Here is a 23,954-nt window from a genome sequence, read left to right as displayed (position 1 = left end):
CGTACCCCACCGCGGAGCCAAGCGCGCCACCATCGCGGTCGGCCACTCGATCCTGGTCGCTGCCTGGCACATCCTGCGCGACCTGGTCCCCTACCGGGACCTCGGCCCCGACCACTTCGCCAACCGGCTCGGCAAGGAAAGACACACCCGCCGCCTGATCGCCCAACTCGCCGCCCTCGGCCTCGACGTCACCGTCACCCCGCGAGAGGGAGCCGCTCGACCTGCACCGACGCGCATCAGCTCAGGTCATTTTCAAGAGAGCTCAGGTCATTTTCAAGAGAGCAACAGGAAGAACGGTACCGGCCGACACTGACAGTGTCGGCCACGCGACGTGTGCGCGCTGCAACACCACGAACCAGTACATGCTCCTGCACACTCACACACGCTCCTGCACATCCGAATACGACTAGTTCTCCGCCCCACCGGTCGGCATAGGCACAGTGCTCGGTGTCCGGCGGTGGCAGGGTTTGCTCGGTCCAGATGGTCTTGCCGGTGGGTGTGCAGCGCGTCCCCCAGTGCGCGGTCATCTGGGCGATGATGGACAGGCCTCGGCCTCCTTCGTCGTCGCCCAGCGTGGCGGGGAGGCATGAGGCCGGGGCCGTGGAGGCCAGGCCGGTGATGACCGGGGAGAACATGCCCAGTGCGTCGTTCTTCAGCCCTTTCCGGCCGGATCCGGTGCCGGGAGCGGAGCGGCAGGGGGCCACGGCAGTGCCGAAGTGCCTCACACTTGGTTCCAACGCCGGGCCCCGCCCGCCGCAATGCAAGCCAGGAGCCGGAGGCCGTACCGGGCGCTGTCACGCGGGTGGACCGGAGCGGTGACCGCCTCAGATCGTTGTGACCCACTTTCGGGTGACGACCCGGTTCGCACGGGGGCGATGGATGGCCTTGTGCCGGCGTCGCAGGCGCTGCTTGCAGGTGCGTTGAACCGGACAAGCGGGAGAATCGTTACCTCACACTCATAGGTGCGGTATGCAGGCGAGTGTTACAGAAATATCCGCAATTCGTAACACGCCTGATGTATCGCTCGTATTGCCCGTCTGCGGGATCAAGGTGTGGGTGCGCGGCCGGTTGGCCGTGCACGCCCCAACTCGCACGACCTCGTTGCGCGGCCCGGCTGCCGTGCAAGGGCGTGCCCTCACCCTGCAGGGAGAGCCTGTGTCCGCTTCCTCCGTGACCGCTCGCCGTCTGGCTGCCGCCGCTGTCGCGTCCGCTGCCGCGGTCGGAGCCTTTGTTCCGCCGGCGTCCGCGGCCGACCACGACCTGCGCGGGCGCAACGCGCGGGTCGAGATCAGCGATGTGCAGTCCGACACCTGGGGTCGCCAGGACCGCTCCAACCGCTCTCTGAACAGGGAGTGGGTGGAGATCACCAACAACACCCGGAGGGATGTGAACCTGAGCGGGTGGACGCTGTCGGACCGGGACGGCCACACCTACACCTTCCACCACTACCGCCTGGATGGCCGTTCCACGGTCCGCGTTCACACCGGGTACGGCCGCGACACCCGGACCGACCTCTACCAGGACCGCCGCCGCAGCGTGTTTGAAGGCCGCCACGACACCGCCACGCTGCGAAACGCCTATGGCCGTGTCGTCGACACCTTCTTCCTGGGCGGTGACCGTGACCGCGACGGCGGCTACCGGAACTACGGAGGGCACCACCGGGGCCACTGAGAAGCCATCAGAAAGGATGTGCCGGTGACCGCGGCGCGCGGAAGCGCGGTCCGACCGGCACGACCCGACGGCGCGTCGGCCCTCGCGGGCGGGCGCGCCGTCGTACGCTCTAGTGGCCCGTCGGGGACGCGCTACCGGCCCGGGTGAACGACGCAGCCCGGCCGTCCGACTTGATGCCGCCCCGCCCACGGTCCGTCGCCACCGTGACCTCGACCCCGGCGCACCGCTCGGCACGCGTCAGACGCTGCGCCGCGCCGCCTACCACGGCCTGACCGAGGCGCTGCCGCCTGCGCCATGCCGAGCCCCCACACCCGCCGCCCCTTTCCTGACTGGGAGGCAACGATCACCGCCGTCACCGCTCAGTCCTCGGCCGACCTCCAAGCCGAGCGCGCGGCCCTGACCCCGCGGAAGAGCGGCCGTTGGACCGGCTCGGAGCGCATGGACCAGGCCGGTTCGTGGACGTGTTGCCAGGGGCGATCCAGCGTCGACCGTCCCGGTGTCGCGCAAGCGCGCTGCCATGGCACCGGTGTCGTGGACCTCGCGGGTGGGCGTCTTGATGAAGCGCAGCCGGGCAGGCGGTGCCCCGATGCCGCGCAGTGCGCCGGAGGCTGCGAGCGCTTCACAGGAGAAGCGACTTGTGCGCGTTGCGTGCTGAAGCGCTGCCGATATCTATCGAGTAACGCGCCAACCATGCACAGTCGAGGTCCCGCCATCAGCGGCGGACATCACCTTGCCTGGAGGACAGTTGATGGGAGCGCACAGCCGTCCGGAGCAGCCGGAAGCCGCGCTTGCGACGGACGGCATCGGCCGCCGGAGGTTCCTCGGCTATGTGGTGGCCGCCTCCACGCTCACTGTGGCGGCCCAGCTCGGGGAGGGGGCCCTCGCACCGCAGGAGGCGGCTGCCGCTGTGCCGTCCCTGCCGGGGCCGGCGGAGATCTACGACCTCAACGACATGCTCACGCACGCCGCCCTGCCCACCGCGAACCTGATCACGATCCGCCTCGACGCCGACGGCACGGCCTCCTTCGCCCTGCCCAGGGCCGAGGTCGGGCAGGGCGTCACCACGTCCAGCGCCATGCTCATCGCCGAGGAGCTGGATCTGCCGCTGGACAGGATCCGGGTGACACTCGCCGACGCACGGCCCGAGCTGCTGTTCAACCAGCTCACCGGCGGGTCGAACACCACCATCTCCACCTTCACCCCCATCCGGGTCGCCGCCGCCGTGGCCCGAGGGAGACTCCTCAAGGCCGCCGCTCTGGAACTGGGCGAGGTGATCGACACGCTGACCGCCAAGGCGGGGATCATCACCTCCGCTGCGACCGGCAAGAGCCTGACGTACGGCGAACTGGCGGAGAAGGCCGCATCGGTGACGACCACACAGGTGGAGGTCACCCTCAAGAAGCCGGCCGACTTCGAGGTCATCGGGACTCCGCAGCGGCGGATCGACGCGTTGGCGGCGGTGACCGGACGCAAGAAGTTCGCGATGGACCTGCAGGTGTCCGGCGCCCTGCCGACCATGGTGTGCCGACCGCCGACGATCAATGGCACCGTTCGCTCGGTGGACAACCTCGACGAGGTGCGGGTCATGCCCGGCATCACCGATGTCGTACGGATCTCCACCGGCGTGGCTGTTCGCGGGCGCACCTTCGGGCAGTGCATCGACGCGGTGCGCGCGCTGAAGGTCACCTGGGGACCGGGTACGGCGGAGGGAGCCTCCGACGACACCATCCGTGCCGAACTGCGCAGGGCCGAACTCCCGCTGGCCGCCCTCGGTCTGCTGACCAAGGCTGTCGACACCCGTTTCACCTTCCATTTCGCCAGCAACAGCGCGCTGGAGACCAACTGCGCGATAGCCGACGTACGGCAGGACTCGGCCGAGATATGGGCCGGCCTCAAGTCCCCGATCACCGCGCAGGAGCAGATCGCGGCGAAGCTGGGCCTGCCGGTGACCGCGGTCAAGGTCCACGTCACCGAAGGCGGTGGCTCCTTCGGCCGCAAGCTCTTCCACGACGCCGCCGCGGAGGCCGCCGAGATCTCCAAGGCGATGGGCAAGCCGGTCAAGCTGATGTGGCATCGCACCGACGACTTCCGGCAGGGCCGTACGCACCCCATGTCGACGTCGCGCGTGAGAGCCACCTACGCGCTCGGCCAGGTGCTGACCTACGACCAGCGCCACACCTCCGTGGCCACCGACTTCGGTCACGGCGTCGGGGAGATCATCACGTCCGAGGTGGCGCAACTGCCGGTCGGTGGCCTCACCTTCTCCGAGACGATCTTCACGCTGACCCAGCAGACGCCCTACAACTTCGGCGTCGTCACCCAGCTGCTCAGCGAGACCGACCAGGGCTTCAACACCGGCTCCATGCGCAACATCTACTCGCCCAACGTGCGGTGCGCGCAGGAGCTGGTGGTGGACGAGCTGGCGAAACGGCTGGGCAAGGACCCCTACGGCTTCCGCCGCGAATTCCTCAAGGACGACCGGGCCCGGGCCGTCCTCGACAAGGTCGCCGAGGTCGGCGACTGGGGCCGGAGCATGCCGGCGGGCACGGCCCAGGGCATCGCCGTCCACCCCGAGTACCACGCGTGCGTGGCGGTCCTCGCCGAGATCGACTGCCGCCCCGGGACCACCGGACGCAAGGTGCCCGACGCCTTCACCGGGCCCCGTGTCACCAAGGTCGTGTGTGCCGTCGACGTGGGCCTGGCCGTCAACCCCCGTGGACTGCAGGCCCAGATGATGGGCGGCATCATGGACGGCATCGCGATCACGCTCACCTCCGGACTCCACCTCGACAACGGGCACTTCTTGGAAGGCAGTTGGGACAACTACTTCTACACCCGGCAGTGGAACACGCCGCCGGAGCTGGAGATCGTCGTCATGCCGCCGACCACCGGCTCTCCGGGCGGCGCGGGGGAGCTGGCCGTTGCCGGCGCGATGGCCGCGGTGGCCTGTGCCTACGGCCGCGCCACCGGCACCATGCCGACGACCTTCCCGATCAACCACGGTGGACCGCTCGGCTTCGAACCGCTGCCCACCACACCGCCGATCCCCGCGTCCCCCACCGACGGTCTCAGCCGCGCCTTCTAGGAGTCCCCGTGCCCGAACACACCTTCATCCTCAACGGCAGAGCCGTGACCGTGGACATCGAGGACGACGTACGACTGCTGTGGGTGCTCCGGGACGTTCTGGGCGTGACCGGACCCAAGTACGGCTGCGGACTGGGCGTCTGCCAGGCCTGTACGAGTCACATCAACGGCAAGGCCTTCAACCCCTGCTCGGTTCCCGTGAAGGACCTGCGCCCGACGGACGAGGTGACGACCATCGAGGGGCTGCCCGGCACTGTCGGCAAGGAGCTCCATCCGATGCAGGAGGCGTGGCTGGAGTACGACGTCGCGCAGTGCGGCTACTGTCAGCCCGGCCAGATCATGGCCGCCGTCGCGAAGGTCCGGGCGGCGCGGGAGGAGGGCCGCGAGATCAGCGAGGCGGACCTGGACGAGATACGCAACGTCTGCCGGTGCGGCACGTATCACCGCATCCGTGAGGCCATCGAGGCGGGCGCGAAGATGTTCTGAGCCGAGGTCCGGTTCGTGCCGGCGAGCCGGGCCCGGGGCGGCACGGCGGATCTGGCTCGCCGGCGACCCGGTCCCGGTTCACAGGGCGAACAGACGGGCCGCGTTGTCGTGGCACACCGCCCGAAGCCAGTCGTCCCCCAGGTCGAGACGGGCCAGCCCCTCCAGGGCGTGGGCATAGGAGTAAGGGATGTTGGGGAAGTCGGTGCCGAGCAGGATCCGGTCGCCGAGGTCGGTCAACCGCGAGAGCTCGGCCGGGGGGAACGGCGCGACCTCCTCGCTGAAGTCGGTGAAGGCCATCGTGGTGTCCAGATGGACGTCGGGGTGGCGATCGGCCAGATCGAGGAAGTCCCCGTATTCGGGCATCCCCATGTGGGCGATGATCAGGCGCAGCTTCGGGTGGCGTGCGAGCAGCCGGCCGACGGGTTCGGGGCCGGTGTGCTTGCCCGGCACGGGCCCCGAACCGGAGTGGATGACGACGGGGATCCCGGCCTCCGCGAGCAGGCCCCAGACCGGCTCGAGCAGTTCGTCATTGGGGTCGTACGCCCCCACCTGGACGTGGGACTTGAAGACGCGGGCGCCGTTCTCCACGGCTTCGTGCACGTACCGCGCGGCCTCCGGCTCCGGGAAGAAGGTGGCGGTGTGCAGGCAGTCGGGGGTGCGGGCGGCGAACTGGGCGGCCCATGAGTTCAGCCACGCTGCCATCGCGGGTTTGTGCGGGTAGAGCATCGCGGTGAAGGAACGCGCGCCGAAGCCGCGCAGGGTCGCGATCCGCTCGTCCTCCTCGGCCCGGTAGGCGATGGGCCAGGGCCGGCCGACCAGGGGCCCCACGGAGTCGAAGTAGGCCCACACCTTGTCCATCACCCGGGTCGGCATGAAGTGGGTGTGCACGTCGATCAGGCCCGGCAGGCCGAGCTGTGACCAGAACGCCGTCACGCGCTCGGCATCGGTCATCGCCACATCGCTCCCTCCGCTCTCAGCCGGGACTGTACTCGCCCGGCGACCCGGGGCCCGCCGCGGTCTCCGGTCCGGGGGATCGACACGCCTCGGGTCTGGAGGGAAGCGGCTGTTCACACCAGATGGTCTTGCGGTCCCGGGCATGGCGGGTGCCCCATCGCTGGGTCAACTGCGCGACCAGCAGCAGACCTCGGCCGCCCTCGTCGAAGGTGCGGGCCCGTCGCAGATGGGGCGCGGTGTTGCTACTGTCGGAGACCTCGCAGATCAGGGCGCTGTCACGGACCAGCCGTAGATGGATGGGTGGGGCGCCGTAGCGGATCGCGTTGGTTATGAGTTCGCTGACCACCAGCTCGGTCACGAACGACGACTCCTCGAGCCGCCAGGCCTTGAGCTGCTCGGTCACGAGGGTGCGGGCATGTGCCACGTGCTCCGGCTCGGCAGGGATGACCCAGCTCGCGACCTGGTCGCGGGTGAGAGCCCGGGTCCGGGCGAGCAACAGCACGACGTCGTCCTCGGGAGGGCCGGTCAGCAGCGTGTCCATGACGCGGGAACAGGCGGCTTCCAGCGACTCCGCCGCGGGCGCCAGCGCTTGGCGCAACAGGGCGAGGCCCTCGCTGATGTCCCGCCTGCCGGAGTGCACCACGAGTCCGTCGCTGTACAGAGCAAGGGTGCTGCCCTCCGCCAGTTCGAGCTCGATGTTCTCGAAGGGCAGATCCGCCACCCCGACGGGTGGCCCGCTCTCCCCGGCGACGGGCTCCACCGTGCCGTCCTTGCCGATCAGGAAGGGCAGTGGGTGACCGGCGCTGGCCAGAGTGCAGTGACGGGAGACCGGGTCGTACACGGCGTACAGGCAGGTCGCGCCCCGCTCCCCGCTCGTGTCCCCGTCGCCCAGATGGACGACGAGGTCGTCGAGATGGGTGAGGAGCTCGTCGGGTGGCAGGTCGACGTCGGCGAGGGTGCGTACCGCCGTGCGCAGGCGCCCCATGGTGGCGGACGCCTGGATGCCGTGACCCACGATGTCGCCCACGACCAGCGCCACGCGCGTGCTGGACAAGGGGATGACATCGAACCAGTCCCCGCCCACGCCCGCTCGCGTGCCGGTGGGGAGATAGCGGTAGGCGACGTCCACGGCAGGCTGCTGGGGTGGTTGCTGCGGCAGCAGAGCGCGCTGCAGGGTGAGCGCGCTCTCGCGTTCGTGGGTGTACCGGCGGGCGTTGTCCATGGCGACGGCGGCTTTGACGGCCAGCCCTTCGGCGTCGGAGAGGTCCGGCGGGCCGAAGGGTGTGGAACGCGAACGCCAGAACGTGACCATCCCCAGCAGGGCGCCCTGCGTGACCAGAGGGACGATGATCATCGAATTGATCCCGGATCCGTGGAGCCTGCCCGCTTCCCGCGGCTGGTCGGAGCCGAGCGTGCAGGCGCTGAGATCGCCCACGAGTACCGCCTCCCGCAGGAAGCGGGGGCCTCGTACCGGCGGCTGGGGCCGTTGGAGCACGGTGCCGACAGGATCCAGCGGGACGTCGTCGTGGATGCCGCCGAGGGCCGCGCGTTGCAGGGGCGGTGAGTCGCCGACGGGCGCGGGTTCCGCGCTGCGCAGTACGGACACCACGAGGTCCACGGTGGCGAAGTCGGCGAAGCCCGGTACGGCCACATCGACCAGTTCCTGAGCGGTGCGCATCACGTCCAGGGTGGTACCGACCGCCATGCTCGCCTTGTAGAGCAGCTTGACGCGTCGGTACGCCTGCCGTGCGTGTCCAAGACTGGCCTCCAAGGAGTCGGCCATGGTGTTGAAGGCCGTCTCCAGCCGGCCGATCTCGTGCCTGCCGGTCATCGGCATGCGGGCGCTCAGGTCGCCCGAGGCGAGCCGTGTGGCCACGGTTGCCGCCTTGCGGACGGGCCGGACGACGACCCGGGTGACGTATCCGGAGTAGCCGGCGATGATGAGGATCGAGCATCCGGTACCCGCGGCCGCCACGGCTTTCGCCCGTCCCGCGCTCGCGTCGGCGGCGGCCTCGCGTGCCGTGACGTCGGACTGTTCCACCGCGACGTATCGGCGCAGAAGGTCCCGCAACGCGTCGATCCTGTGCTGGCCTTCGAGGGTTGCCTCCGGGCTGCCGGCCTTCGGGTCCCCGTGCCGCGCCTCGTCGATCAGAGGAGTCGAGTACTGGCCGATGAAGGACTGGCCGGCCCGGCTGATCTGCTGCGCCAGGTTCCGTTCGGCGAGGGTGCCGCTGGCGCGTACGAGGTCTTGGGCTTGCGTGGGGAAGCGGGCCTGCGCGGTCTTCCACATCTCGAGGAACTGGGGCTCTCTGGTGATGATGAAGCCGCGCTGGCTCGAGTCGACGTCGAAGATGAGGGAGGAGACCCGTCGGCTCTGGGCGAGAGCGGCATGGGACTGTCGTTCTGCCAGCCCCGTCTCGCGCAGGTTGTCACCCGACCAGATGAAGAGCGCGAAGATGGCACTGATCAGCACCGCGAGTAGCCCACTTGCGATGGCCGTCACCTTGGCGAGACCTCGTTGTGTTCGCCTGTCGTGCTTGTGCCTGGGCATCACATACGCCTCCTCTTCCCCGCTGCCGTGCCGTCCCTTGACTGGTCAGCGGTTGAGAAAGCTCGGAATGACGTTGTGCTACTGCTTGGTTCTGCGTCCCTTCGCTTCATCGGGCTGCGGGGTAAAGCCGCTGCCGGGTGCATCGTTCTCGCCTGTCTCCTTTGCTGCCTCTGCCGTTTGATGCCTCTGCCGTCCACGGGTCCTTCACGGGCGGGCGGCGGAGCGGTCCGCGGCTCCCGCTCCCCTGCCGAGGGAGGTCGCCGCCCGTCACGGACCTTCGGTCACAACGGCTCGTCTCTGCCCGCCGGGCGACCGGTTGGACGTCATCCATGTGTGCGGGGACTGCTGCGGCAGGGTCGGGGACGGTGAGGGCGTCTCCTGCTCGTGCTCGCCCGCCCTGAGACGGTGCACGACCAGGGCGGAGAGATCGTCGTCGTGGCTGTCGCTGTAGGTGGCCAGGTCGTGGTCGAGGCTCTCCAGGAGCTGGCGCGGCGGTTGTGAGGCCCACTGCCGGATTCGCTGTGTGAACGGGTAGAAGGTCCCGGTGCGGTCCCGGCTCTCGGTGATGCCGTCCGTGTAGAGGAGCAGGCGGTCCCCGACCGTGAAGGGAACGACGTCCACGTGGTAATCGCCGCCGAGGAGGCCCGCCATGTTGATCGGCGGTGACGGGGCACTGGGTTCCAGTTCGTGCATCTCGCCGTCGTGCAGCAGCAGCGGGGCAGGATGGCCGCAGTTGAGCAGTCTGACGACATACTCACTGGCGGGGATCTCCACGAGCAGCGCCGTGATGAAGTGCTCGCCGGCGTCCTGGCCGACGGAGTCCTCGTAGTAGTGGTTCATATGGGATTCCAGCTCTTGCGCCAGCGCGGGCAGATCCGGCGCCTGCCGGGCGTGCGACCGGAAGGACCCGAGGATGGCCGAAGCCGCGTCGACGGCCGGAAGTCCCTTGCCCTGCACGTCTCCGAAGAGCATCCGGACCCCGTGCGGGGTGCGGTACGCCTCGTAGAAGTCTCCGCCGATCCGGGCCTGTGCGGCGCTTGCCCGGTAGAGCCCGTCGATGGTGACCTCCGCCCAGTGCTGGGACATCGGCCCCAGCAGTGCCCGCTGTGCCGTGTCGGCCACAAGGCGGACCTGGGCGAGAGTGCGTTCCTGCTTCTGTCGCTCCCGGCTGGCGTGTACACCAGCCAGGGTGATCACCGCGAGCGCACCGAAGGTGACCATGCCCGGTGTCTCGAAAAGGGCATGGTCGGCGTCTACCAGGGCCACGCCGACGCCCACGGCCAGGATCCCGATCCCAAGGGTTCCGACGGCCGAGAAGGTGGCGGCGGCCAGCGCGGGGGCCGCTCCCAGCAAGCGGTAGACCATGATGTGGTCGTCGAGGGCATTGGCGACGACCACTGCCACTATGACCAAGGGAGGGTTCAGCAACGCCGGCCTGAACCGTCGGGCGGCCGTGTTCGGTGGACTCCTGAAGCGTGCGAGGTCTTGGCCGAGCGGGCGAGTCGCGCGTCTGATGGCCGCGAGGACCGCCTTGGTCTCAGGGACCATCGTTCATCCCCAGTTCGCCGGAGCCCCGTCGAAGGCGCGTCGGATTGGGGCGGGTCGGCGTCATGCATGCCGTCGGATCGCTCATGTCTGCACGTCCAATCCGGTGCGAGGGAGCCGCGCGGCAGCGGTCGCTCCTGGAGACCGGAGCTGAGTCTCACGAGCACTTGAAGACTTGTGTCCCTATTTGCCGTGCTGCTTCCCTGTTACGCTAATTTGGAGTGATTCAAGTGGCTAGAGAAGTTCACTCTATTTTAGGAATCTTTGGTGTTCTCTATGTGTAGTCTCTGGAATGACTCCAGAGCGGACGGACCTGAGAGGAACAGGACCGCAGCGATGCGGTCACCCAAGGTCGCCACCTCGGCGGAGATCATCATGAATCGCACCCCCCGGACCACAGTGGACGCGCCCACCACCACGGTCGACCCCATGGCCGACGCCGCGATCCGGCTGCAGCGGGCCCAGCTCCGGGTCACCGCTCCACGTATGGCCGTGCTGGCCGCCGTGGAGGAACTCGGCGGTCACTCCGATGTGGACTCGATCCGCAACCGAGCACAGGGCGTGCTCGGCCGTCTCTCCCTCCAGGCCACCTACGACGTCCTGCGCGTCCTCACCGAAGCCGCTCTGCTGCGCTGCACCCACATCGCCGGCCATCGCGCGCGCTATGAGGTCGACAGGCACGACAATCACCACCACTTCGTCTGCCGGACCTGCGGCTGCGTCGTCGACGTCGAGTGCGTGATCGGCGCCGCACCCTGTCTGGAGCCGCAGCTTCCCCCCACCTACCTGATCGGCGAGGCCGCGGTGACCTTCTGGGGCACCTGTCCCGACTGTTCCGCCCGGGCGGAAGGGGACGGTCCCGCGAATGACCTGCCTGAGGGCCCGGCCACCGGCTGAGGGGACCGGCGCGGCACCACGATCGAGGGCATCGCCGCCGGACCGCCTCCGGTGGCGATGCCCAGCCGCTGCGACCCCCGGCCGGCTCTGCCCGCTCGGTCGACGCAGCCGCGCGATGGCAGAGCGTGACCGCCCCTCAGATGGGCACGCCCCGACGCGAGAAACCGTGCACAGGGGACGTGCAGTGCTGCCAGGGTTTGGGCACTCGTCACGCTGAGAGGAAGAAAGCGCGGTCGACCACGGTCGTCACCGGTGCGCGAGCAGACGCCGTCGGGCGTCCAGTGGCCGACGGACGGCGACACCGGTGGATCAGGTCTGCTGACCGTGCGTGACGACACGGGGGTGATGACAATGCGGTCCGACCACCCCGACCAGCCCGGCGACCGCCGGCCGTCAGGGGCGGACGAACGACTGCGCATCACTGGGATCCTGCGGACCGCCGCCAGAGGTGTCGATGTACGACGGGTTCCCGCAGCCCTGTGCCACGCCTGTCTGGGGCTGCTGCCGATCAGCGGCGCCTCCGTGTCGATCGCCGGTGGACCAGGTGTGCGGGCCACCTGGTGTGCCAGTGACAGCACGGCCGCCCGGCTGGCCGAGGCCCAGTACACCCTGGGGGACGGCCCGTGCCAGACGGCGCTGGATCGTGCCGCCCCGGTGCTCGCCGCGGACCTGGGCCGGGGGCCGGATGCCCGCCGCTGGCCTTTCTTCGCCGATGAGGCGGTGCAACTGGGTGTGCGTGCGGTGTTCTCGCTGCCGCTCGGCGTCAGCGGCGCGGCGATCGGAACGCTCGACCTCTATCGCGAGACGGCCGGACCGCTGTCGGAACGTGAACTGAGGATCGCCCTGTGTACGCGGGACGCGGTGACGCTCGCGGTGCTGAACCTGCAGCCGGTGCATGAGAGCACCGGGCGGGGAGCCGAGGACGATGTCGCGTCGTGGGTGGATGCTTGTGAGGCCGACCACAGCGAGGTCCATCAGGCGGTCGGGATGGTGATGATGCAGCTCAATGCGGATCCCGGCCAGGCGCTGGACCGTATGCGGGCCCGTGCGTTCGTTCAGGGTCGTACGGTCAGTGAAGTGGCCCGGGACGTCGTCTCCCGCAGGCTCGGCTTCGGGCCGGAGCCGAAGGGCAGTCACGGCCAGGACAGCGGTCGGCGTGGCTGTGGTGGCGACGGACGGGGGCGGTGAACGGTGATCGCCTGAACCCGCCTCACGTGCTCGTCGACGTCACGGCTGTCGCCCTTGCCGTACGGGGCCTGCATCGAACGGCGGCAGAGCCCCTGTCCACAAATTGCGGTGGACAGAGGCCCGCCAGGCGCCAGTTCGTTCGTGAGGAAGGTCAGCTGTTCGCGTTCAGCGCGGGGTAGTAACCGCTCGAGTGGCCGGTCGCGGTCGGGTGGTACGACTCCCAGCTCGGTGAGACCACCAGGGAGTGCAGCCAGCCGTCGCCGGAGCACAGCTCATGCCCGCTGAAGCCGTTGCGTACGTCGCCGAAGACGAAGCCGTGCGCGGCCGCGCGGCTGGCGATGACGTTGTCGAGGACGTCGGCGGCCTCGTCGATCTTGCGGTGTTTGGTGTCGCTGAGACCGACGCAGAAGACGTTGAGGGTGTACATGTGCGGGTAGCCCAGCACGACCACCTTGGCGTTGGGCGCCTTGGCGCGGATGGCGTTGTAGGTGGCGTCCAGACGGGCGGGAAGCGTGTTCTGGGCGTAGCTCTCGGCCTGGCTGACCCGGTTGACGCAGTCGGAGTCGGAGCCGGCCACGCAGGTGGTCATGACATCCGAGAACCCGGCGTCATTGCCCCCGATGGTGAGGGAGACGAGTCCGGTGGAGGAGTTCAGCGGGCCGAGCTGATTGTTCGTCACATCGGTGGTGACTGCGCCCGAGCATGAGGTGTCGGCGAACGAGGACGGGGCGTGGGCGTTCTTCCACAGGTACGGGTAGGCGCTGAAGCTGCGGTGGCAGGAGCCGCTCGAACTGTCGTAGTTACCTGCGCCGTTACCGGCCGAGTACGAGTCTCCCAGGGCGACGTACGCGGGCCCGGCAGCGTAGGCCGGACCACCGATGACCAGGCTGAACATGATCGCGACGCTCAGCGTGGCAAGAGCTGACAGCGACTTGATGCGTCTCACGGAACCTCCCGGAGCGGGAATGCTGGCTCTCATTTGGTACAACCAGCAACGACTCAGCGGAAGTGTTCATGTCAAAGATTCTTTGCGCGTAGACACCCCGTTCATGCCAGATAGGCGTGTGATTCGGCCAACGGGCCTGAAGCGTACGGTTGAGATGTGCCCAGCTCGGAAGTGCAGCTCAACGAGGCCGAGTCGGGGACTGATTTGGCGTCAGTTGCGGAGTCCTTCCAGCGTGTCGCGCCAAGACTGCCGGGGCCGCCCGACGGGCTGCGCCGGGGCGCTCCTACCGCCGGGGCCCCGCGGTTCAGGTCGAACGGCGGCAAGCCGCAGGGCGTTTCAGGACGTGGACCTGGCCCTGCTGACCACGACCGGCGCCGGCATCGTTTCGGCTCGGCGCCTCGCGACGCTCGCACACCCTCAAGCTCCACTTGAGGCAGAGGCTTCACTCAAGAGGAGCAGCAGGGAGCGTGCGGTCGGGGAGCTGAGGCGCCGTCGGCCGCCCGGACGTGCGGAGCACGCCCGGACGTGCGGAGCGGCCATCGCCCGGCCTGGCTCGAGCCGGACCGGCCGGACGTCTCAGTCGGGCGCAGCGCGCGAAGCGTCACGGTCGGGCTTGCTCGGCTCCGACCCGGCGGTCGCCGGTGCCGGAAGCTTCTTGGCCGGACGGCGACTGCGGAGCAGCAGCCGTCTTGCGGGACGCTCCACCGCCTCGTACAGGACCCAGGACAGGCCGAGCGACACGGTGAACGCGACGGCGGTGGCGGCCAGGGCCCCGAGCAGGCCGAAGCGCGGCGAGGTGCCGAGCAGATCGGTGCCCGCCCGCAGAACCAGCAGGTGGACCATGTAGAAGGCGAACGAGAGTTCGCCCAGCCGTACCATCCGCCGATTGCGCCACAGCGAGGGCAGGTCGTGCAGGTCCGCGACCGCGGCTGCCGGGATGAGCAGAGCGAAGCCCACGATGGTGCAGGTCGTGGCCGGATACCCGGCGGTGACCTGCGGGACGAAGAAGTAGCCGATGAGGGCCAGCGCAAGAGAGGCCTCAAGGCCGGGTCCACGCCAGCGGCCGAGCAGCACCAGCCGGGCGAGGGCGGCACCGAGGACGAACTCGGGCAGTCGAGCGGCGGGGAAGGAATTGAGCGGCTGGCCCAGCGTGTCGTGCGCGTCCGCCCAGGCCAGGGCAAGTACCGCCAGCACCGATCCGCCGGCCACGGCCGCCGCTCCCCGGGTGCCGACGCGGCGCAGCAGAAGGACCAGCAGCGGGAAGGCCGCGTAGAAGAAGGCCTCGCAGGTCAGCGACCAGCTGACCGGGTTCAGCGTCTGCCACCACGGGCGCCACCAGGAATGCACCAGAAGCACATTGGCCAGTGCCTGGGTCGGTGTCGGTCTTGCCTGATGGGCCAGCGTGTAGGCCATGAACAGAGCGATCACGACGGTCGCCAGATGGACCGGGTAGATACGGGCGAAGCGCCGCCGCCAGAAGGCGAGGGCACGGTCGTTCGGCCGCACCGACCACATCAGTACGAATCCGGACAGCACGAAGAAGAACGACACACCGTTCGCTCCGGCCCCGAACGCCCACGTCATGATGTGGTCGCCGGTGCCTGAGAAGTAGCCGAAATTGCGCACGTGCAGTCCGAAGACCAGCAGCGCGGCCACCCACCGCAGTCCGGTGAGGGACGGCAACACGGGCACCGGCGGAGGAGCCTTGGCGCGGGTCGCGGTGGCCGACGGGTCGCGCACCGCCTTGGTCGCCGTCGTCATCGAGTCACCTGCCTGGGGGCGTTTGTACATGGCATGGAGGGGCACCTTGCCCGCTCGCCGTTTTTCAATCCGGTCCCGTAGGCAATGTCACACTGGCGTGGACGAGTACCGAAGCTGCACGTCGGCGTTTCTCCAAAGGTCCGAAAAGGGCCGGGCGGCCGGAGCCCGCTGTGGACCCGGTCCGGCCGGACCGCGCACGGGGCGCGTCCGGCACATGACCAGCGGCGGGGGAGTCTCGTGGGATTCCTTGCGGACGGACCGGGCCGCGCCTGTGACGAAACCGGTTCGGCGGAATCCGCTACTCCTCAGTTGGCGGCGGAGGCGAGCATGTCCAGGGAGACCTGCCACAGACGGGCGGCGCTCCGCTCGTCCAGGGCGTAGCCGGCCACGCCGCGGCGAAGACCGGGCTGGTGCGGACCGGCCTCGTTACAGTCCTCGAAGTACCTGCCGGTGACGCCTGCCACCAGTGGGGATGCGGCGAGCAGAACAGACGTGGCGGCGCCCTGCTCGATGTTCTTCACGGACACCCCGGAGTTCTTGCCGGGCTCGAAGGACGCCGGGGCGTTGGTCGGGGTGCCGATGTGCCGGGCGAGGTTGGTCTCGGCGATGCGCCCCGGGTTGAGCGCGTTGACGCTGATGCCGTCGTCGGCCCAGCGCTTCGCCGCCTCCACCGCGAACAGGATGTTCGCCGTCTTGGACTGGCTGTAGGCGGCCCAGGCGTCGTACGGGTCCCGTTCGAAATGGATGTCGTCGAAGCGGACGTCCCCGTTGATGTGCCCCACCGAACTGACGACGACGACGCGTGCGCCGTCGGCCGCCTTGAGTGCGTCGTGCAGACCGGTCGTCAGAGCGAAGTGCCCAAGGTGGTTGGTGGCGAACTGGAGTTCCCACCCCGCGGCGGTACGGGTCTCGGGGGAGGCCATCACTCCCGCGTTGTTCACCAGAATGTGCAGCGGGCCACGCCAGTCCGCGACGAATGCCCTGATCGACGACTGGTCGGCCAGGTCCAGCGGCGAGACCAGGACCCGGTCGTTGCCCGTGCCGGCGCTGATGTCCTCGGCGACCTTCTTACCCGCTTCGAGATCGCGTACGGCGAGGGTCACCTCGGCCCCCGCGGCCGCCAGGGCACGCGCGGTTTCCACGCCGATGCCCGAGGACCCTCCGGTCACGATCGCCCGGAGGCCGGTGAGATCGACACCTTTGACCACCTCGGCGGCGGTGGTCTGGGCGCCGAACGGTGTGGTGATGCGTCCGTCGTCGGTCATGAAGTTCAGCCTTTCCCTGTGTCCCGCCGCCTCGCGGCAGGGCCCGGAATCCTTCCGGGTGACTCCATGGAATCAGCCGAAATCGCTGGTCAGAGGGCCACAAGGGGCACGCTCCGACCGGGGGTCCAGCAGTACCCCTTTCGCCGGCCATCCGGGCGGTCCGGCGGCGTAGCGTGGCACGCATGAGTGCACACGATGCTGCGACCGGCGGCCACATGAGCGAGCTCGGGGAGTTCCTTCGCACCCGCCGGGCGAAGATCTCACCGGTGCAGGCCGGCCTGCCCCCCGCCTCCACGGTCCGTCGTGTGCCGGGGCTGCGTCGCGAGGAGGTCGCCCAGCTCGCCGGTGTCAGCGTCGACTACTACGTACGTCTGGAACGCGGACGCGGAACCAACGTCTCCGATGCCGTCCTCGACGCCGTCGCACGGGCGCTGGGACTGAGCGGCGACGAACGCAGTCATCTGTTCGCTCTGGCGAGGCCGACCCGGCGCCGGCCTCGTCCGCTGCCGCCGCAACGGGTGCGCCCCGCGCTGTACCGGCTCCTGGACAAGCTGACCGACGTACCGGCGCTGGTCATCGGCCGCCGCACCGACGTCCTGGCCACCAATCGCCTGTTCCGGGCCCTGTACACGGACTTCGACGCACTGCCCCGGCGAGAGCGCAACATGGCGCGGTTCATCTTCCTCGACGATGCCGCCCGCAGCCTCTACGACGACTGGGAGGGCATCGCCCGCTCGAGCGTCGCCGCCCTGCACCTCTACGCCGGTCAGCACCCGCACGACCCGCAGCTCGCCGAACTCGTCGGTGAACTGTCGCTGAAAGACACCGACTTCCGGACCTGGTGGGCCGATCACGACATCAAGCGCCGTACGTACGGAACCAAGCACTTCCACCATCCGCTGGTCGGCGACCTGACCCTGGACTACGAAGCGCTGGCCGTCACCGGCGACCCGGACCAGATCCTCGGCCTCTACACCGCTGAACCCGGCAGCGCGTCCGAAGAGGCTCTGGGCCTCCTCGCGAGCTGGACCGGCGAACCACTGGTGGACCCGCACCCGGCCGCCTGACGACCGCGCCCGTCGACGTGCAGAGGCGGCGGGGCCCCGAGCGCCGGTGGCGCCCGGGGCCGGGCGATGGCGCCTCCGGACGCCGAAGCGTCCGACTCGGCCTCGCCGACCGCGGTTCACAACACGCGTTGACGGCGCCCGAGCCAGGTCTGTGCGACGACCACGACCGCCAGGAACGCGCCGCTGACGACCTGTTGGTAGGCGGAGTCCAGGGAGCCGATCTGGTTGATCACGTTCTGGATCACCTTCAACAGGGCCACGCCGACGAGCGAGCCGCTGATGAAACCGAACCCGCCCGTGAGCCACGTGCTGGCCTGCCGTGGTGACAACCGCGCGGTGTACACGCAGATCTCGGACATCGAGGGCGAGCTCAACGGCCTGATGACGTACGACCGCAAGGTGATCAAGCCCGACGTGGGGCGCCTGAAGGCGGCCCACCAGGCGCTGATCGACGACGCGTCACGGGCGGTGCCGGCGGGCTGCGCCTGACGAGCGATGTCGGTGGGGTGCGTCTGACACCCAGGCAGGACCGGCCTGCGCCTCCCCGCTGGGCCCCCTGCCCCCGCCCCCAGGCGTGACGGTCCCGGGCCCGGCCGGCTCGCTGTTTCGACAGCGCGCCGGCCGGGCCCGGACGTTTCTCCGTCTTTCAACGATGTACAGATCGCCTCTCCGCGCCGTGCCCACGAGTGAACGCGCGGTGCAAGGAGGCGGTAGAGCCCTGCATCGTCATCTTGCTTCAAGGAGTGCGCGAGTTGCTCTCGCAGAGACGTGACCCTGCTTCACATCTTGACGCCTCTGGTTCAGACCTTTAGGTTCACAGGTCGCCAGCGACTCAGATATGCGCCTCGCGTTCAGCTGGCTGAACCGAGTTTCGCCGTTCCCCCCACCGTCAGTCGCTCGGGAAAGGCTGGAAACCCCCATGGTCGAACCAGAGCTTCCAGTTGACCGCGCAGTGACCCCGCTCTCCTCCCGACTCCTCGGAAGGCCCCCCACATGACCCGTTCCAAGATCCTCGCAGCGGCGACCGTCGCGTGTGTCGTCGGCGCGCTGGCGGTCTTCGGCGGTGGCAGCGCCGACGCCGCGGACCCGAACGTCGCGCCCGGCGGCAACTTCGACCTGTCGATCTGGCAGTTGCAGGAGCCGGTCGGCTCGCCGGGCTCCCCGACCACCATCCCGTCGTCCCGGCTCCAGGGACCCAACGGCTACCAGGACGCCTACTTCTACACCGACTCGCGCGACGGTGCGATGACCTTCTGGGCCCCGGAGAAGGGCGTCACCACGCCCAACTCCCACTACGCCCGCTCGGAACTCCGGGAGATGAACCGCGACGGCAGCGCCGCGAACTGGTCGCTCAGCGGCACCCACCGGTTGAACGCCACCCTGCGCGTGGTGTCGGTGACGTCCAACGTGTGCGTAGGGCAGATCCACCTCGGCACCGGGGGTTCGTCCACCAAGCCGCTCCTGGAGCTGTACTACCACTCCAACGGCGACATCGTGCTGGGCACCGAGAACTCCCCGTCCGGCGGCCAGACACTGCACACGGTGGGGCACGTGTCCATCGGCAAGACCTGGCGGTACACCATCGGCGTCTCCGGCGGGAACACCATCGACCTGACGGTCAACGGCAGTACCACCCACTACGCCATCCCGTCGTCCTTCAAGCCGTACAAGCAGTACTTCAAGGCCGGCTCCTACAACCAGTCGTCCTCGGACAGCACCACCAAGGGAGCCAGGGTCGCCTTCTACGGACTGACCGTCTCCCACAGCTGAATCGACCGCACGGACGGGGCCGTTCCCCACTGCCTGTGCGGCTCACACGCGGCAGTGGGGAGCGGTCCCGTCCGCCTGCCGCCTCACCGCACCGACGCGGCAGGCGGACGCTCGCGCAGAGCGCCGTAGCCGATGAAGTACGCCGGCACCCGTTTGACCCACGGTGACGTGGTGAGCAGGTCGCCCACCCGCTCCGCCCGCCTGGCGTTTCCGAGGGGCGGCCGTCCCGCGAACACGGGCGCGATGACCCGCGCGTGAGCGATCCGCTGCAGTGCCTGCGTCGCGGCCGTGGTCGCCCACCGGCGCCGCTGAACGCCGCGTACGTCTTTTACGCCGACCGCACCCCTGCGCAGCGGTTCGACCAGATACCGTGCGGCGGCCACCGCGTCCTCCACGGCGAGGTTGATGCCGATGCCGAAGACCGGTGACATCGCGTGGGCCGCGTCGCCGATGCACAGCAGGCCAGGGCGGTGCCAGCGCCGGAGGCGGTCGAGCCGTACGTCGAGCATCTTCACCTCGTCCCACGACCGCAGCGCATCCGTCCGGTCCGCCAGCCAGGGCACGGCTCCCGAGAACTCGGCCATGAACCGGTCGAGTCCGGCGGCGCGACGCTCGGCGTCGGTCCCCTTGGGGATCAGCACGGCACACTGCCAGTACTCCCCACGGTCGATCAGTGCGGTGAGGATCCGGTCACCGGCACCTCCCACCAGGCCCTGCGGGTCGCCTTCCCGTCGTGGCAGCCGGAACCACCAGGCGTCCATGGGACAGGTGAACTCCTGCAACCCCAGTTCGGGCCTGGACCTGGCCAGCGAGCCCCGGCCGTCGCAGGCCACCGTGAGAGTGGCCCGCAGTTCCCCGGTGCGGCCGTCCTGCGTGCGGTACCGCACGCCGGTGACCCGTCCGCGTTCCAGCAGGAAGGACGTCGCCTCGGTGTTCATGCGCAGAGAGAAGGACGGCTCCTTGCGTGCCTCGTCGGCGAGCAGGTCGAGCAGATCCCACTGCGGCACCATCGCCACGTAGTTGTACGGGCCCGGCAGGACGTTGATGTCCGAGACGGTGATCAGTGACCCTTCCGCGCCGAGCGGCAGTTGCACGGTGTCCACCCGACGTTGCGGCAGACGGGAGAAACGCTCGGCCAGACCGAGGTCGTCCAGCAGCGCCAGAGTCGAGGGATGGACGGTGTCACCGCGGAAGTCGCGCAGGAAGTCGCCGTGCTTCTCCAGGACCGTCACGGCGACGCCGGCCCGGGCCAGCAGCAGACCGAGGACCATTCCGGCGGGCCCGCCGCCCACCACACAGCACGTCGTCTGCTCCATCGCAGCCCTTCCCTTCGTTTCCGTTCGCTTCCCATTGCTTCGCTTCGGGGACATCCGCGTCGCACGCCGACACCAGGTGAATCCCCAGTCCGCGACGTGTCGTCACATACGACACTCTCGCGGCCCGGCGGCCCCGGCACTGGCCCATACGAGTGATCCACCGCGCGGCAGGGTGAACGACGTGTCCTTGCGCCCCGCGCCGACGGCGACCAGCCGCTCGCGACCACTAGCGTCCCCCCTGTGTCGCTGAGCTACGCCTTTGTGAATCTGAAGCCCGGAGTGGGAAAGACGACCAGCGCGGTCTGGTTGGCCCACGCACTTCACGAGTCCGGTATCTCACCCCTTCTGGTCGACAGTGACCCCGCCTCCTCGGCGTTGCGCTGGAGCGAGTTGGCGGGTGGCTTCCCGTTTCCTGTGATCGCCCTCCCGGTGGGTGATGTGCACCGGCGCGTGAACGACTTCCTCGGCCACCGGCAGGCCGTGGTGTTCGACGCCCCGCAGATGGAGGACCACGCGCACATCGCCCGCAGCATCATGAGATACGCGAGCGAGTGGATCGTGCCGGTGACCCCGGCCCCCATCGAGCTGGACCGCATGGCACCCATCGACGGTGAGATGGGCGACGTGCAGTCCCTGCGCGCCCGGCCGGCCCGTGCGGCCGTCCTGCTGAACCGCACGAATCGTGCCGACGCCACGCGCACCGGTCCCGATGCCGACGCGCGCGAGGCCCTCACCGAGCGGGGATTCGACGTGCTGTCCACCCATATTCCGCGGCTCGACCTGTACGCCCAGTCATTCGGCGGCCCCGTCGAGGTCAAGGGCTCGGCGTACATGGACCTCGCGGACGAACTCATCAAGCGTCAGGACAAGGCGTGAACCAGCGCAAGGACACCTACCGAGCCGCCCTGCAGCGCGAACCGGACGCTGCCGCACCGCGTCCCGCCAAGGTCACCCGCCTGCACACCCGATACGTGCGGGTGACCATCGAGCTCGACACCGCCCTGTCACGGGACCTGATCCAATGGGTGGGGGCTCCGGTGTCCGCGATCGCCCGCGCAGGTGCCGCGGTACTGCGACCTCTGCGCGGCACCACCTGACGGGGCAGGAACCGGGGCCGCACCCCGCTTGAGCAGGGCGTCATCGGGGCACGGGTCATGGCGCCCCTCCAGGGGGCGAGTCGGACCCGTGCCCGCGCGGCCCGTCCCCGTTCACAGTCACAGGGCCAGCAGGGCCTGTTCCACGACCTCGGTGAGTGCCGGGTGGATGTACAGCACGTCCCGGGCGATGCGGTCCACTGTCAGGTTCAGCGTCATCGCCTGGATCAGGGGCTGGATGAGTGTCGCGGCCTGTGTGCCGATGATGTGTGCGCCGAGGATCATGCGGTCGTGAGGGTTCGCCAGGACCTTCACGAAGCTGGTGGTGTCCTCCAGCGCCCATCCGTACGCGGTCGCCGCGTAGTCGTGGACACTCACCAGGTACTCGATCCCGCGACGGCGTGCCTCCTGCTCGGTCAGTCCGGCACTCGCGATCTGCGGGTCGGTGAAGACGGCATGCGGGGTGATCTTGTAGGGGAGCGTGTGGAGGTCCTGCGGATGGAGGACGTTGTGCCGCACGACACGCGACTCGGCATTCGCCATGTGCTTGAGCTGGAAGTGATTGGCCACGTCGCCGAGTGCCCAGACCCCCGGCACCGAGGTGCGGTAGGCGCTGTCGGTCGTGATGTGGCCCTGTTCGTCGAGTTCCAGGCCTCCGGCGGCCGCGTCCAGGCGGTCGGTGTTGGGCCGGCGGCCGACGCTGACCAGTAGCGCCGCGGCCCTGACGACATGCTCGCCGTCCGGACACGACACGGTGAGTGTCACGCCCTCCGGGCTCGGTTCGACGGAGGTGACCGCGGCGTCGAGAAGCACGCGGTGGCGCCGCGACGCGAGTTCGGTGAACCGCGCCGAGATCTGCTCGTCCTCCCCGGTCAGCAGGCGCGGCCCCCGCTGCACGATCGTGACATCGCTGCCGAACGCGCCGAAGACATGGCTGAACTCGGCCGCGATGAAACCGCCGCCGATGACGGCCAGGGATGCGGGCACCTCGTCGATCCGCATGATGGTGTCCGAGGTGTGGTAGGCCACGGAGTCGAGGCCGGGGATGTCCGGCACCACAGGTCGTGACCCGACGGAGATGACGAACGTGTCGGCGGTGATCCGCTCGTTTCCGACCTCGAGCACCTTCGGCGCGACAAAGCGTCCTTCCTCGGTGTAGACATCGATGCCGTTGTTCCTGCGATACGTCAGCGCGCTGTCATGCAGCGGATCGATGCGGTGGAAGATCCGGTCGCGGATGGCGGTCCAGTCCACGTGGTCGACGCTCGCGTGGACACCGAGCCGTGCTGACGCCCGCGCGCCCCTGGCCGCGTCGGCCGCGAGGACGAACATCTTGCTCGGAATGCAGCCTCTGTTGAGGCAGGTGCCGCCGAAACGGTCGGGTTCCACGACGGCGGTGCGCAGACGGGCGAGTTCATCGCCGAGCAGCATGTTGCCGGTGCCCGCCCCCACGACCACGAGATCGTAATGCCGCACGCCCGTCCACCTTCCGTCGGTGAGATGTGTGGCCTTGCAGCGCATGGCTGTCTGGCGGGACCGTGCATCATCTCGACCCGGGTTCCGGCCTCACCACAGCTTCCGAACACATACGTTTTGAGTATTTATCACGGAAAACGGTGCGTCTGTCGGCAATGCCGCGCGAAACATGGCCCGACCCCCGTGCTGGTGGCTGTGTCCGGCACACGGACGAGTCCCGGGCGTGGAGGAGATGCCGGCCGCCCAGGGCAGGCCGCGTTCCTCCGGGCCCGGACGCAAGCCGATGGCGTGACCGGAATCCGGCTTCAGGGCAGGGCGATGCCGTCCAGCTTTCCGGCCTTGGCGTCGTCGACGAGCGACGAGAACTGGTCGGCGCTCATCTGGACGCGCTGGCCGAAGTCATCGGTGAGCACGATCCGGCGGTCGGACGGTGCGTTCGGGTCGACGAACAACTGTGGACAGCCGCAGTTGCAGTTGCCGCAGAACGTGGCGACGGGCTCCAGCCCGCTGATGTCGGTCATGCTTGCTACCTCCGTGGGCGTGCCGTTGCGGCGCGCCGGTGTCCGGGACCGGCGGTCGCGGGGACTGCCCGAGGGATACCCGGAGTGACGTGGGAAGACGCGCGTGTCACCCGTGTGCCGGGGCGCCGCAGGAAGGGGGCGGCGTGCGCTCGCGCCCCCGGCCCTCGCACTGGCCCGCATCACGCCAGGTGGATTGAGTGCGACGCCGGGCGAGAAGTCGTACCCACGCATGACGACGGTCCGTTCCCGAGTGGCCCGCGCCCGGGCGACCCTGATGGATCTGCTGCACGAGGCGGACGAATTCGCCGCACCGGCGCGACCTGAGCCGGCTCGCGCGCGGCGTCGGAGCCGGACGGCCGGCA

18 protein-coding genes and 3 pseudogenes are annotated in these 23,954 nt (G+C 69.1%); 11 read left to right on the top strand and 10 right to left on the bottom strand.

Annotated elements, in window-relative coordinates; all coding sequences use genetic code 11:
* The 4 genes and pseudogenes from ABZ904_RS10600 to ABZ904_RS10585 all read left to right on the top strand — a co-directional run.
* Positions 1-313 (top strand): annotated as a pseudogene (locus ABZ904_RS10600) (hypothetical protein); the annotation flags it as partial.
* Positions 314-1,155: 842 nt separating this feature from the next.
* Positions 1,156-1,671 carry a lamin tail domain-containing protein gene (locus ABZ904_RS10595; RefSeq protein WP_360992181.1) on the top strand — a complete coding sequence of 172 codons (516 nt, stop codon included), beginning with the start codon at positions 1,156-1,158 and terminating at the stop codon, positions 1,669-1,671.
* A gap of 748 nt (positions 1,672-2,419) precedes the next feature.
* Positions 2,420-4,756, top strand: coding sequence for a molybdopterin cofactor-binding domain-containing protein (locus ABZ904_RS10590; RefSeq protein WP_360992184.1), 2,337 nt, complete (start codon positions 2,420-2,422; stop codon positions 4,754-4,756).
* A gap of 8 nt (positions 4,757-4,764) precedes the next feature.
* On the top strand, positions 4,765-5,241 hold the full coding sequence (locus tag ABZ904_RS10585; protein ID WP_360992187.1) for a (2Fe-2S)-binding protein: 477 nt from the start codon (positions 4,765-4,767) through the stop codon (positions 5,239-5,241).
* Positions 5,242-5,319: 78 nt separating this feature from the next.
* Here ABZ904_RS10585 and ABZ904_RS10580 read toward each other — a convergent pair whose 3' ends face one another.
* From ABZ904_RS10580 to ABZ904_RS10570, 3 genes are all read right to left on the bottom strand, one after another.
* The gene (locus ABZ904_RS10580; protein ID WP_361822440.1) at positions 5,320-6,192 is read right to left on the bottom strand and encodes an amidohydrolase family protein; all 873 of its coding nucleotides are present in this window, start codon (positions 6,190-6,192) and stop codon (positions 5,320-5,322) included.
* A 22-nt stretch (positions 6,193-6,214) separates the two neighbouring features.
* The gene (locus tag ABZ904_RS10575; RefSeq protein ID WP_361822438.1) at positions 6,215-8,746 is read right to left on the bottom strand and encodes a SpoIIE family protein phosphatase; all 2,532 of its coding nucleotides are present in this window, start codon (positions 8,744-8,746) and stop codon (positions 6,215-6,217) included.
* 267 nt (positions 8,747-9,013) lie between these two features.
* Positions 9,014-10,150: a PP2C family protein-serine/threonine phosphatase gene (locus tag ABZ904_RS10570; RefSeq protein WP_361822435.1), complete on the bottom strand. Its 1,137-nt coding sequence runs from the start codon at positions 10,148-10,150 to the stop codon at positions 9,014-9,016.
* 477 nt (positions 10,151-10,627) lie between these two features.
* Here ABZ904_RS10570 and ABZ904_RS10565 point away from each other — a divergent pair, with 477 nt between their 5' ends.
* A complete protein-coding gene (locus tag ABZ904_RS10565; protein ID WP_359400293.1) occupies positions 10,628-11,188 on the top strand; it encodes a Fur family transcriptional regulator in 561 nt (186 codons plus the stop codon).
* Positions 11,189-11,440: 252 nt separating this feature from the next.
* Complete coding sequence (locus ABZ904_RS10560; RefSeq protein ID WP_359400291.1) at positions 11,441-12,376, top strand: GAF and ANTAR domain-containing protein; 936 nt, start codon at positions 11,441-11,443, stop codon at positions 12,374-12,376.
* A gap of 151 nt (positions 12,377-12,527) precedes the next feature.
* On the opposite strand, the gene ABZ904_RS10555 is transcribed toward ABZ904_RS10560, so the two are convergent.
* The 3 genes from ABZ904_RS10555 to ABZ904_RS10545 form a co-directional block, all read right to left on the bottom strand.
* A complete protein-coding gene (locus ABZ904_RS10555) occupies positions 12,528-13,271 on the bottom strand; it encodes an SGNH/GDSL hydrolase family protein (protein ID WP_359400305.1) in 744 nt (247 codons plus the stop codon).
* A gap of 627 nt (positions 13,272-13,898) precedes the next feature.
* Positions 13,899-15,113: an acyltransferase gene (locus ABZ904_RS10550; protein ID WP_359400289.1), complete on the bottom strand. Its 1,215-nt coding sequence runs from the start codon at positions 15,111-15,113 to the stop codon at positions 13,899-13,901.
* 275 nt (positions 15,114-15,388) lie between these two features.
* Positions 15,389-16,348, bottom strand: coding sequence for an SDR family NAD(P)-dependent oxidoreductase (locus tag ABZ904_RS10545; protein WP_359400287.1), 960 nt, complete (start codon positions 16,346-16,348; stop codon positions 15,389-15,391).
* 182 nt (positions 16,349-16,530) lie between these two features.
* Here ABZ904_RS10545 and ABZ904_RS10540 point away from each other — a divergent pair, with 182 nt between their 5' ends.
* Positions 16,531-17,415: a helix-turn-helix transcriptional regulator gene (locus tag ABZ904_RS10540; RefSeq protein WP_360992204.1), complete on the top strand. Its 885-nt coding sequence runs from the start codon at positions 16,531-16,533 to the stop codon at positions 17,413-17,415.
* Between the two features lie 116 nt (positions 17,416-17,531).
* Here the strand turns inward: ABZ904_RS10540 and ABZ904_RS10535 are convergent.
* Positions 17,532-17,717, bottom strand: a pseudogene (locus ABZ904_RS10535) (ABC transporter permease); the annotation flags it as partial.
* A gap of 7 nt (positions 17,718-17,724) precedes the next feature.
* On the opposite strand from ABZ904_RS10535, the pseudogene ABZ904_RS10530 reads away from it, so the two are divergent.
* Both ABZ904_RS10530 and ABZ904_RS10525 read left to right on the top strand, forming a co-directional pair.
* Positions 17,725-17,904: pseudogene (locus ABZ904_RS10530) on the top strand (hypothetical protein); the annotation flags it as partial.
* A 504-nt stretch (positions 17,905-18,408) separates the two neighbouring features.
* Complete coding sequence (locus ABZ904_RS10525) at positions 18,409-19,185, top strand: polysaccharide lyase family 7 protein (RefSeq protein WP_359400281.1); 777 nt, start codon at positions 18,409-18,411, stop codon at positions 19,183-19,185.
* A gap of 83 nt (positions 19,186-19,268) precedes the next feature.
* Here ABZ904_RS10525 and ABZ904_RS10520 read toward each other — a convergent pair whose 3' ends face one another.
* Entirely contained in the window at positions 19,269-20,501 is a 1,233-nt protein-coding gene (locus ABZ904_RS10520; RefSeq protein ID WP_360992210.1) for an FAD-dependent oxidoreductase, read from the bottom strand.
* Positions 20,502-20,741: 240 nt separating this feature from the next.
* Here ABZ904_RS10520 and ABZ904_RS10515 point away from each other — a divergent pair, with 240 nt between their 5' ends.
* On the top strand, positions 20,742-21,377 hold the full coding sequence (locus ABZ904_RS10515) for a ParA family protein (protein WP_359400275.1): 636 nt from the start codon (positions 20,742-20,744) through the stop codon (positions 21,375-21,377).
* Positions 21,374-21,598 (top strand): hypothetical protein, encoded by a 225-nt coding sequence (locus ABZ904_RS10510; RefSeq protein ID WP_359400271.1) that lies wholly within the window; start codon positions 21,374-21,376, stop codon positions 21,596-21,598. The genes ABZ904_RS10515 and ABZ904_RS10510 overlap by 4 nt, the downstream gene beginning before the upstream one ends.
* Before the next feature lie 117 nt (positions 21,599-21,715).
* On the opposite strand, the gene ABZ904_RS10505 is transcribed toward ABZ904_RS10510, so the two are convergent.
* Together ABZ904_RS10505 and ABZ904_RS10500 are read right to left on the bottom strand one after the other, a co-directional pair.
* Positions 21,716-23,071: a mycothione reductase gene (locus ABZ904_RS10505; RefSeq protein ID WP_361822427.1), complete on the bottom strand. Its 1,356-nt coding sequence runs from the start codon at positions 23,069-23,071 to the stop codon at positions 21,716-21,718.
* Positions 23,072-23,376: 305 nt separating this feature from the next.
* Positions 23,377-23,592 (bottom strand): hypothetical protein, encoded by a 216-nt coding sequence (locus ABZ904_RS10500; RefSeq protein WP_360992218.1) that lies wholly within the window; start codon positions 23,590-23,592, stop codon positions 23,377-23,379.
* Positions 23,593-23,954 lie beyond the last annotated feature (362 nt).

Origin of the sequence: Streptomyces sp. NPDC046900 (assembly GCF_040644975.1) — a bacterium.
GTDB lineage: Bacteria > Actinomycetota > Actinomycetes > Streptomycetales > Streptomycetaceae > Streptomyces.
Note: the sequence above shows the minus strand (reverse complement) of the source record. Positions and strands in the feature narration are given on the sequence as shown.

Bases quoted from the DNA above. Each gene is read 5' to 3' on its own strand.
- ABZ904_RS10590 (WP_360992184.1), top strand. From the start codon at position 2,420: ATGGGAGCGCACAGCCGTCCGGAGCAGCCGGAAGCCGCGCTTGCGACG.
- ABZ904_RS10580 (WP_361822440.1), bottom strand. From the start codon at position 6,192: ATGACCGATGCCGAGCGCGTGACGGCGTTCTGGTCACAGCTCGGCCTG.
- ABZ904_RS10575 (WP_361822438.1), bottom strand. From the start codon at position 8,746: ATGCCCAGGCACAAGCACGACAGGCGAACACAACGAGGTCTCGCCAAG.
- ABZ904_RS10565 (WP_359400293.1), top strand. From the start codon at position 10,628: ATGCGGTCACCCAAGGTCGCCACCTCGGCGGAGATCATCATGAATCGC.
- ABZ904_RS10555 (WP_359400305.1), bottom strand. From the start codon at position 13,271: ATGTTCAGCCTGGTCATCGGTGGTCCGGCCTACGCTGCCGGGCCCGCG.
- ABZ904_RS10550 (WP_359400289.1), bottom strand. From the start codon at position 15,113: ATGTACAAACGCCCCCAGGCAGGTGACTCGATGACGACGGCGACCAAG.
- ABZ904_RS10545 (WP_359400287.1), bottom strand. From the start codon at position 16,348: ATGACCGACGACGGACGCATCACCACACCGTTCGGCGCCCAGACCACC.
- ABZ904_RS10540 (WP_360992204.1), top strand. From the start codon at position 16,531: ATGAGTGCACACGATGCTGCGACCGGCGGCCACATGAGCGAGCTCGGG.
- ABZ904_RS10525 (WP_359400281.1), top strand. From the start codon at position 18,409: ATGACCCGTTCCAAGATCCTCGCAGCGGCGACCGTCGCGTGTGTCGTC.
- ABZ904_RS10520 (WP_360992210.1), bottom strand. From the start codon at position 20,501: ATGGAGCAGACGACGTGCTGTGTGGTGGGCGGCGGGCCCGCCGGAATG.
- ABZ904_RS10500 (WP_360992218.1), bottom strand. From the start codon at position 23,592: ATGACCGACATCAGCGGGCTGGAGCCCGTCGCCACGTTCTGCGGCAAC.